At 68.1% G+C, this 9786-nt stretch carries 9 protein-coding genes; 2 read left to right on the top strand and 7 right to left on the bottom strand.

Annotated elements, in window-relative coordinates; genetic code table 11:
- The 7 genes from ACXJKH_RS09375 to ACXJKH_RS09345 all read right to left on the bottom strand — a co-directional run.
- Window positions 1-653, bottom strand: a 653-nt coding sequence (locus ACXJKH_RS09375) for a PAS domain-containing protein (protein WP_457319229.1), incomplete at its 3' end; no start/stop codon positions are given.
- 287 nt (window positions 654-940) lie between these two features.
- Window positions 941-2257 (bottom strand): PQQ-dependent sugar dehydrogenase, encoded by a 1317-nt coding sequence (locus ACXJKH_RS09370; protein ID WP_457319228.1) that lies wholly within the window; start codon window positions 2255-2257, stop codon window positions 941-943.
- Window positions 2254-2670 (bottom strand): DUF2231 domain-containing protein, encoded by a 417-nt coding sequence (locus tag ACXJKH_RS09365; protein WP_457319227.1) that lies wholly within the window; start codon window positions 2668-2670, stop codon window positions 2254-2256. Before ACXJKH_RS09365 ends, ACXJKH_RS09370 begins: the two co-directional genes overlap by 4 nt.
- Before the next feature lie 62 nt (window positions 2671-2732).
- Window positions 2733-3566 carry an alpha/beta hydrolase gene (locus ACXJKH_RS09360; protein WP_457319226.1) on the bottom strand — a complete coding sequence of 278 codons (834 nt, stop codon included), beginning with the start codon at window positions 3564-3566 and terminating at the stop codon, window positions 2733-2735.
- A 106-nt stretch (window positions 3567-3672) separates the two neighbouring features.
- Window positions 3673-4185 carry a hypothetical protein gene (locus tag ACXJKH_RS09355; protein ID WP_457319225.1) on the bottom strand — a complete coding sequence of 171 codons (513 nt, stop codon included), beginning with the start codon at window positions 4183-4185 and terminating at the stop codon, window positions 3673-3675.
- Window positions 4186-4256: 71 nt separating this feature from the next.
- Window positions 4257-5744 carry a serine hydrolase domain-containing protein gene (locus tag ACXJKH_RS09350; RefSeq protein ID WP_457319224.1) on the bottom strand — a complete coding sequence of 496 codons (1488 nt, stop codon included), beginning with the start codon at window positions 5742-5744 and terminating at the stop codon, window positions 4257-4259.
- Window positions 5745-5778: 34 nt separating this feature from the next.
- Window positions 5779-6321: a hypothetical protein gene (locus tag ACXJKH_RS09345; protein ID WP_457319223.1), complete on the bottom strand. Its 543-nt coding sequence runs from the start codon at window positions 6319-6321 to the stop codon at window positions 5779-5781.
- 189 nt (window positions 6322-6510) lie between these two features.
- Here ACXJKH_RS09345 and ACXJKH_RS09340 point away from each other — a divergent pair, with 189 nt between their 5' ends.
- Both ACXJKH_RS09340 and ACXJKH_RS09335 read left to right on the top strand, forming a co-directional pair.
- Complete coding sequence (locus ACXJKH_RS09340) at window positions 6511-8298, top strand: FAD-binding protein (RefSeq protein ID WP_457319222.1); 1788 nt, start codon at window positions 6511-6513, stop codon at window positions 8296-8298.
- 152 nt (window positions 8299-8450) lie between these two features.
- Window positions 8451-9786 (top strand): DUF885 domain-containing protein (locus tag ACXJKH_RS09335; RefSeq protein WP_457319221.1); only part of this gene is annotated, 1336 nt, incomplete at its 3' end.

Here is a 9786-nt window from a genome sequence, read left to right as displayed (position 1 = left end):
GTATACGGCTGGCCGGTGCGGTAGACCTGGTCCAGCAATGGCAGGAAGCCCTGCTCCACCACCTCCGGCAGCGCATCGCGGATGCACTTGCCGAGTACGTCACGATGGCCCACCAGCCGCTCGTACCCGGGGTTGGCCAGCTCGATGCGGTGCTCGGGACCGCTCAGGAACGCCATGAACATCGGCGACTTGTCGAACAGCGCGATCAGGCGCTGGTTCTCCTGGGCAAGCCGTTGCTGCGCGACGATGGCCTGGGTGACTTCCTTGGTGACGCAGAATGCGCCGCCGACGCTGCCGTCATCCAGGTAGATGGGTGAGAAGGAGAAGGTCCACCAGGTGTCTTCGGGAACACCGCCCCGCGCCATGACCACCGGCATGTTCTCGAAGCGCGAGGACTCGCCGGCGAAGGCGCGCTCGATCGGCGGCCGCACGGCGTCCCACGCATCGGCCCACAACTCGCGCAGCGGTGCACCCAACGCGCCTTCCAGACGTGTGCCCAGGATGGGGCTGTAGGCGTCGTTGAAGAAGAACGTCAGTGCATCACCCCACACCACGTACATGCTCTCGGGCGAGGCCAGCATGAGGTTGACCGCATTGCGCAGCGCGCTGGGCCAGGTCTCGACCGCACCGACCGGGGTGGCGTGCCAGTCCATCGCCCGCACCCGCTCGGCGACGACACCGTTACCGGCCGGGAAGCGCCCGAACGCAGCGCTCACGCGCAGCGCTCCGATGACGACGCCAACACCGCGCACGTGCGCACCACTGGGAATGAGGGGGCAGACAACATTGAGGCACCGGATCTTGAGCGAAGGCGTTGCAGGCACGCGGACATGAGGCGACGGGCGCTACAGCGCCCGTCGCAATTCGGTCAGCAATTTACGCCAATTGTGGCAACGCCGCGTCAATGCGTGCACATTGACGCATCGACATCCTGTCAGGTTCAGTTCGGCGCTGCCGCCCCTGCTGCCGGTGTCACCCGCCAGATGGTGTTGGACAGGTCATCGGCAATGATCAGCGCACCACGCGGATCAACGGTGACCCCGACCGGGCGGCCCCGCGTCTTGCCGTCATCGCCACGGAAGCCGGTGGCGAAATCGATGGGATCGCCGGCCGGACGGCCATTGCTGAAGGGAACGAAGACCACCTTGTAGCCGGCCGGCGGGTCGCGGTTCCAGCTGCCGTGCTCACCGACAAAGGCGCCATCGGCGAACGTCGCGCCCATCGCCGGGGCGGAGAACGACACGCCGAGTGCGGCCACGTGCGATCCCAGGGCGTAGTCCGGTGCGATGGCCGAGGCCACTTTCTTCGGGTTCTGCGGCATCACGCGGCGATCCACGTTCTTGCCCCAGTAGCTGTACGGCCAGCCGTAAAATGCGCCTTCGCGCACCGAGGTGAGGTAATCGGGCACCAGGTTGGGGCCGATTTCGTCGCGCTCGTTGACTACCGCCCACAGCGCGCCGGTGCCGGGCTGGATCGCCAGCGCGGTGGGATTGCGCAGGCCAGTGGCAAACGTTTTATGTGCGCCGCTCGCCGCGTCGATCTGCCAGACCTGCGCACGATCGATTTCAACGTCCAGGCCGCGTTCGGTGATGTTGCTGTTGGAGCCGATGCCGACGTAGAGATAGCGGCCGTCGGCGCTGGCGGCCAGCGACTTGGTCCAGTGGTGGTTGATCGCCGCCGGCAGGTCGGTGACCTTCACCGGCGCTGCGCCGGCCTTGGTCTGACCGGCCTGATAGTCAAAACGCACCAGCGCGTCCTGATTGGCCACGTACAGCGCACTGCCGATCAGCGCCAGGCCATAGGGCGCGTTGAGTTTGTCGGCAAACACCGTCTTCATCTCATACACACCGTCACCATCGGCGTCGCGCAGCAGGGTCAGACGGTTGCCGCCCTTGACCGGCGTGGTGCCCTTGGCCTTTATCTTCCCGGCGATCACGTCCTTGGGCTTGAGCGCCGGTTCGTTGCCGCCACGGCCTTCGGCCACCAGGATGTCGCCGTTGGGCAGCACCAGGGTCTGGCGCGGAATGGCCAGATCGGTGGCGATCGCGGCGATGCGGTAGCCCTTGGGCACAGTCGGCATCCGGTCGCCCCAGGCGGACGGCGTGGCGATGGTCATGTCCGGCATCAGCCCACGGTGCGGCTCGGGCAACTCGGGCGTACCCCCGATCTGATGGAGCTGGGGCGCCTGGCCGCCGCAGGCAGCCAATGCCGCCGCCAACACCGATACCGATACCCCTTTGATCATCTGACGGTTCATCGTGCACCTCCCACGCGCAGGCTGGAAAACCCGATCCACGTCGCCACCAATGCCAGCACGGTGCCGATCACCGACAACACCAGCCCGGCCGGCATCACCGCCCACGCATCGCGGGCGTGCTGCAGGCAGTTGACGAAGCCAACGCCCCAGGTGACCGCCAGGACCACGGCATAGCCAAGGTTGCGACGGCCACGAACCAGCCCGACGATGCCGCAGACCAGGGCCAGCGTGGTCATCACCATCGCGCCGACCAGCAGCCACGCGGCGAAATTGCTCCACTGCGGCTGGTACGTGCCCCAGTAGGCGTAGTCGGCCAGCAGCGCGCCGAGGAACAGCGGCAGCACGCCGCCCAGCACGGCGGCGTGGAAGGGATGGATGGCCCAAGGGCGGGCCAGGACGACGGTTGAGTTCACGGCAGCCTCCGAAACTAGGGGTCGGTCGATGGTGCCACCTGCGCGTGATGAAGGATGTGAGGTTAGAGCACCTGGATTTCCTTGAGCCAGGTCCCCACCAGCGTCGGCCATGACGATACCGGATGCCCGGTAGGGCGCATGCCGAACGCATGCCCACCCTTGGCAAACAGATGCACCTCGGTGGGCACGCCGGCCGCGTCGAGCGCGCGCGCATAGACCGTGCTGTTGCAAATGCTGTCGACAGGATCGTCCCAGGCCTGCAGCAGGAAGGTCGGCGGCGCCTGATCGGTGACAGGCAGGCCGGGGTCCAGCGTGTCCCCTGCGCGGCACAGGTGCCCTGGATACAGGGCGATGGCGAAGTCCGGGCGACTGCTTATCTCATCCACCGCATCGACCGCCCGGTAAGCAGGCTGGAGGATGTTGCTGGTCTGCGCGACCAGATAGCCGCCTGCCGAGAACCCGATCACGCCGATCCTGTGGGGGTCCACGCCCAACCCGGGCGCGCGGGCACGCAGCATCCGGATCGCCCGCTGCGCATCCTGCAACGCGAACGGCACCGGCGGGGTGATGTGGCAGTTGCAGGACTTGTTCCAGTAATGGTTGCCGCCCGGCACGCGATATTTGAGCAGCACGCAGGTCATGCCCCGCGCGGTGACCCAGTCGCAGATCTCGGTGCCTTCGATGTCCATCGCCAGGATGCTGAAACCCCCACCGGGGAAAACCAGGATCGCCGCACCGGTGTTGGCGCCCTTGGGCGGCAGCACCGTGATGGTCGGCTCGCTCACGTTGGCGATGGCCAGATAGTCGTGACCGGTCTTCGTCCTGACCGTGGATACCGATTCGGGCGCGGGCCGTGCCTGCGGCCGGTCCGGCGCGCCATTGGGCCAGAGCGGCACCTGCTCCGATCCTGCAGGCGGCACCCAGCCCGGCCCCTCACCCGCAACGGCCGCGGCTGCGGCTGCGACCAATGACATCAGGGAAAACAGCACGCCCACCAGCGTCCTACGCATCGCCATCCTCGAGTTTTGAGGAAGATGGCAGATACCCATCGACGGATAGGCGCTCGTAGGACGTGTCGAAATCCAGATAGTCCTCGTGCAGGCCTTCCACCCGGCGTCCGGTCGGCGCGCCGTCGGCATCGGTTTCCATTAGCTGCCAGCCGGGCATGCCTTCTTCCGGCGCGGCAGGCCCCTGATCCAGGGCCATCACGAAACCGTTGCCCAGTGCCTTGCCATAGGCCAGCAGCAAGGCGTGCAGCGATGCCGACGGCACCGCGGCACGCAACGCATCCAGCGTGTGCTGCAGCTCGGGCTGGTCGTACAGGGCCTCGGTCAAGGTGTCATCCACCGCATCGGCAAGCCGGTGCACGTCACGAAGCATGAGGAAACGGGCGAACTGGGGAATGTCCTCGCCCAGCTCACTGCGCACCCAATCCTTGGGTTGGGTGCAGCCGGCGGCGTGCATCGCTGCGGCAAGGCGGGTGCGACGCTCGCCATCGCGTACGGAACGATTCATGTACCCGGCGTCCTCTGCACGCGGCAACGGTAAGGTCAGCAGCCAATTCTACGCACCTGCGATACCGTCGGTCACGGCCGATGGCGCGTACCCACATAGGTGTTCGCGCCACGCAGCAGGTCGAAGCCGGCAACCAAACCGTCCTCGCCGCGCTTGAACACCACGCTCATGTCCTGTGCGGTCATGAAGAAGCGCGTACGCGATTCGGCAAACAGTTCCATGCGCTGCGCACCGAACAGATCGCTCTGGAAGTAGAGGCGATCCCCCTCGGCAATGATGGCGGCCGGTTGATCCTCCAGCGTATAGGCGCCGGCGGCCGCCGCGTTGAGGGCCGCATCCGGGGCCAGCGCGGTCTTTTCGATCCGGCCGAACTCGGGCCATCCGTACTCGGCCGAGATGCTGCCGAGCAGCTCGGCGATCAGCGCCGCGCCGCTGTCGCTGTTGGTCAACACCACCACGCCTTGCCCGGTATGGCTGTAGCCATACAGTTGCGCGCGGAAGCCGTCGGTGCCGCCGCTATGGCTGAAACTGGTCCCTGCCCCAAGCGGTTCGACGTAGAAGCCCAGCCCGTATTCGCCCAGGCCACGGGTCAGCAGCGTAGCGGTCATGGCGCTGGACAACACCTTGCCCGACTGCCTCCCCTGCGCCTGCTGCACCTCGATCACGATCCTGGCCAGGTCCGCTGCGGTGGTCCACAGGCCTGCCGCTGCGGACTCGGGATAGATCTGCCAATGCCCGGGAACGGCGCTGCCATCGCTGCGGTGCCCCGTCGCCGCCCGGTCCTGCCACGCTGGCGGAAGGGTCAGCGCATACGTGCTGTCGCGCATGCCGAGCGGCCCAAGCACCGTGCGTTGCATCAGCAGGTCGAACGGCGCCTTGCCGGCTTCGGTCATCATCAACTGCACCACGCTGAAGCCGCCGCCCGAATACCGCCACCGCGTGCCCGGGGGGACGTCCACCCGGATCGGATCAGAGTTGGCTGGCGGCGCTCCATCAAGCACCTGCAGCAGCGATGGAATCGCCTGCCCCGGCGCGTAGCCGTGGAAACCGTGCACTGTCATACCCGCCGAGTGGTTGAGCAGCTGCCGCAGCGTGACCGGGGCGGTGCGGGTGAATATGTTGTCGGGAATCTTCCACGCACGCAGGGCATCGTTGGCCGGCGCATCGAGCGACAACGCGTGCTGCTCGACCAGATGCAATGCGCCCATCGCCGTGACGGCCTTGCTGACCGAACCGGCCTGGAACAGCGTGGCCGGGCTTGCAGGCCGGGCGGTGGCGGCGTCCAGCACCCCATACGCCCGGACCCACTCGACCTTGCCGTGGTTGACCAGCGCGATGCTCACCGCCGGGACGTGATGGAAGGCCATGCGCTCGCGCAGCGACCAGCTCACCGGGGGCACGCCCTTGACCGTCACCGGCGTGGACAGGCCGCGCTCGACACGGTCGATGCGCGCCTGGACATCCGCCGGCTCCGCTGACGCGGCGGCGCGCGTGTCAACCCCGGCGCAGGCAGTGAGCGTCAGCAACAGCGCGCCCAGTACAGTCGAGATGGGTTTCATATCCTGTGCGCCGGGAGGGCGTGCAAGCGGCGCATCAGTGGGGCCGTCGCGCTTGCAGCCGCTCGGCCATGATCACGTCCATGGGCGTGTCATCCAGCTGCGCGCGTATGGCCTCCACCACGGCAAGGAACTGCTTTTTCTGGATGACATAGCCGATCACGAAAATCACCGGCAGCAGCAGCAACGGTGCAGCGCTTGGCCGCAGCGCGATGATGGGCACCAGCGCGAGCACAAACGCCACCGGGAACCAGCTGCACAGCCCCAGCACGCGCACCTGGTTGCGCTCGGCATCGACCACGATCAGGCCGCGCATCAGCGGATAGTAGCGGCGCTGGGCGAACCCGAAGCTGCCGCGGAACGCGACCAGACCATCGGGGAATCGACGGAACGCCAGCGTCGCCCCCTGCCCGGTCGCCAGGTCTCGCTCCAGGCTGCCCGGTGTCAGCCGCGCCCGGGCGTCGGCCGGGGCGGCGATGCGCCGGTCGAACAGGGTGATCCCACAGACGAAGTACAGGCGATTCCAGGCCATCTGGAGAACAAGCTCCATCAGCAGCAACGCGATCAAAGCGATAGCCATCGGTCATCCGTCGGTAGGTGGCGCAACGCCTTCCCCGCGCTGCGCCCCACAGCATACCCGAGCCCCGTCCCTCCCCGGCCACCACTYATCCCTTTGTCCCTGCCTTCATCCCCACGCCAATGGCGGCGGGCCTTTCGGCGCGCACAGTGGCTGCCATCGCCACTGGCCACGACCGAAGGAATGCCCCCGATGAAACGACGCGACTGCCTCAAGGCCAGCCTGGCCCTTCCCTTGTTGCCGCTGGTGCTGAAAGCCGCTGCCGCGCCGGCCAACGCATGGGCCCGGGCGCGTCCCGGCGGCGTGGGCTGGCCGGCCGCCACCGATTGGGAGCAGCTGTCGCGCGCCGTCGGCGGGCGGCTGTCGGTGCCGCAGTCGCCGTTCCTCGGCGATGCGGCCACCCGTGCCGAGGGCATGGCGCAGATCCAGAATCCGTTCTACATCGGCGACCAGCCCGGGCTGACCCAGACCAGCGGCTACTTCGGGGCGTGGCGTTCGGTCCCCAGCGCGCAGATGGTGGCCGCCCGCGACAGTGCCGACGTTGCCGCCGCGGTCAACTTCGCGCGGCGGCACCGGCTGCGGCTGGTGGTCAAGGGCGGTGGCCACAGCTACCACGGCACCTCCTGCGCGCCGGATTCGCTGCTGGTCTGGACCCGGGCGATGAAGCAGGTGCAGCTGCATGATGCCTTCGTGCCGCAGGGCGCGCGGCCGGGCACTGCGCCCCAGCCGGCGGTGAGCGTAGGCGCCGGGGCGATGTGGATCGATGCCTACGATGCGGTCACCACCCAAGGCGGGCGCTACGTGCAGGGCGGTGGCTGCACCTCGGTGGGGGTCACCGGCCTGGTCACCGGCGGTGGCTTCGGCAGTTTCTCCAAGGCGTTCGGAACGGCCGCCGCCAGCCTGCTGGAGGCGGAGGTGGTGACCGCCGACGGCGAGGTCCGGGTGGTCAACGCCGACCACGAACCGGAGCTGTTCTGGGCGTTGAAGGGCGGCTGCGCGGCCAGCTTCGGCATCGTCACCCGCATGACCCTCAAAACCCATGCGCTGCCGCGCACCTTCGGCGGGATCTCGCTCAAAGTGCAGGCCGGCACCGAAACGGCATGGCGCGCGTTGGCCGCGCAGGTGCTGCGGTTCTACCGCGACGCCCTGTGCAATCCGCACTGGGGGGAGCAGATTACCTTCGGCGGCGAGCGCGTGCTGTCCATCTCGATGGTGTTCCAGGGGCTGGACCGCGAGACGGCCGAAGCAACCTGGCAGCCGCTGCTGGCGTGGATCCAGGCACGTGCGGACTACACCGTCAGAGAGCCGCTGCAGGCACTGGCAATGCCGGCGCGGGATTTCTGGAATGCCGATTTCTTCCGCCAGCACGCACCGCAGATCATCGCCGAAGACACCCGCGACGGCGCGCCGCCCACGCACATGCTGTGGAAGGGCGACCAGGGCCAGGTGGGCTGGTTCCTGCACGGCTACGCCTCGGCATGGCTGCCCTCGGCATTGCTTGGCGAGGACCGCATAGAGAACGCCGCCGACGCGCTTTGCGCAGCGGCCGAACATATGGACGTGGGCCTGCACTGCAACAAGGGCCTGTTCGGCGCACCGGCCGATGCCCTCGCCGCCAGCGCTGCCACCGCCACCCATCCGGCGGTGCTGGATGCCTTCGCACTGGCGCTGATCGGCAACGCCGGCGGCCCGGTGTACCCCGGCTGCGGCGGGGCGGTGAACGCGCCGGAGGCGCGCCATGGCGCGCTACGGGTGAGCCGCGCCTATACAGCCTTGAGCGCGGTGGCGCCGCAGGCGCCTACCTATGTGTCCGAGTGTGACTACTTCCAGAAAGACTGGCAGCAGGCGTTCTGGGGGCCACACTACCCGCGCCTGCTGGCAGCCAAGCGCCGTTACGATCCGGACGGCCTGTTCGTGATCCATCACGGCGTGGACAGCGAGGCATGGAGCAGCGATGGTTTCGAGCGACGCGCGGGTTGACGGTGCCGATAAAGCGCGCATGTATGGCGGGGCGGGTCGTAGCACGGCAATGTGCGCCCGCCCGCCCCGGCGACCGCGTGACCCGTCGCAGATGCGCGGCCTGCGCGCCTGGCGTAGCCTGCGCGCACACCGCCCGCCACCGGAGATAGCTCGTGTTTGCGCACAAGCCTGCCACCCTGCCCCTGCTGCTGTCCGTCGCCCTGGCCTCACCTCTCACGTTGACCGTGCCGGCCGCGCAGGCACAGGCCCCCGCCATTGCCGGTACACCTGCTGCCGTTTCCTTCAATGGCCTGCTCGATGCACAGACCATGGCCGCCATCAATGCCGATCCGGAACTGCGCACGATGCTGGGCATCAGCGGCGACGGTGCCGACTTCTCCAGCCAGCTCACCGATGTGTCGCTGGCCCAGCGTGAGGTCAACCGGCGCTTCCTGGCCGACAACCTCGCCGCGATCAAGGACTGGCACGGCGCCCCACTGGATCCGCAGCAACAGCTCAGCGACGGCCTGGCGCGCTGGTTCTACCAGGCGCAGATCGACCTGATGGCGGTGCCGTGGGCGGCCGCGTGGCTGCCGGTGGGCGGCAGCACCTACGCGGTGGACCAGTTGTTCAGCCTGCCGGTGAACCTGCCGCAGTTCATGGACAACCAGCACGCGGTCACCGACGAGGCCAGCGCCCGCAGCTACATCGCGCGGCTGCAGGCGATGGGCCCCAAGCTGGACCAGGTGCGCGCCAACGTGGACATGCAGGCCGCGCAGGGCGTGGTGCCGCCGGAGGTGGCGCTGCAGGGCGCGGCCGAGCAGTTCCGCACGCTGCTGGCGCCCGCGCCCAAGGACAGCCTGTGGGTGCAGTCGCTGCAACGCAAACTGGAGAAAGTGGCGGCAATCGCACCGGCGCGGCGTGCCGAACTGCTCGCGCAGGCCAGCATGGCCGTGCAGACCTCGGTGAACCCCGGCTACCAGCGTCTGCTGGCCGATGTGCAGGCGCTGCAGGCCAGGCACCTGGGCAACAAGGGCGTGTGGGCGCTGCCACAGGGCAAGGCCTACTACGATGCGGCGCTGCGCTGGTACACCAGCACCGACCTGGACGCCGATGCGATCCACCAGATCGGCCTGGATGAAGTGGCGCGCGTGGAAAAGGCGATGGATGCGCGGCTTACCCAGCTCGGCCTGCGCGAGGGCAGCGTGGCCGCGCGCGTGCAGCAGCTGCGCGACGATCCGCGTTACCGGTACGCCGACAGCGATGCCGGCCGCAGGGAACTGCTGGGCGACATCGAGCAGCGGCTGCGTGACCTGGACCCGATCCTGCCGCGCTGGTTCGGCCATCTGCCGCCGCAGAAGCTGGTGGTACAGCCGGTGCCGACGCACATGCAGAAGACCTCGCCGGGCGGCTACTACTACCCACCGGCGATGGACGGCTCGCGGCCGGGCACGTTCTTCATCAACCTGGGCGACATCGACTCCAACACGCGCTGGAGCATCCCTACCC

The sequence above is a fragment of the Stenotrophomonas sp. P5_B8 genome, from assembly GCF_054049855.1.
The sequence above is the reverse complement of the archived record's forward strand: the minus strand, read 5'-3'. Positions and strand labels throughout refer to the sequence as shown.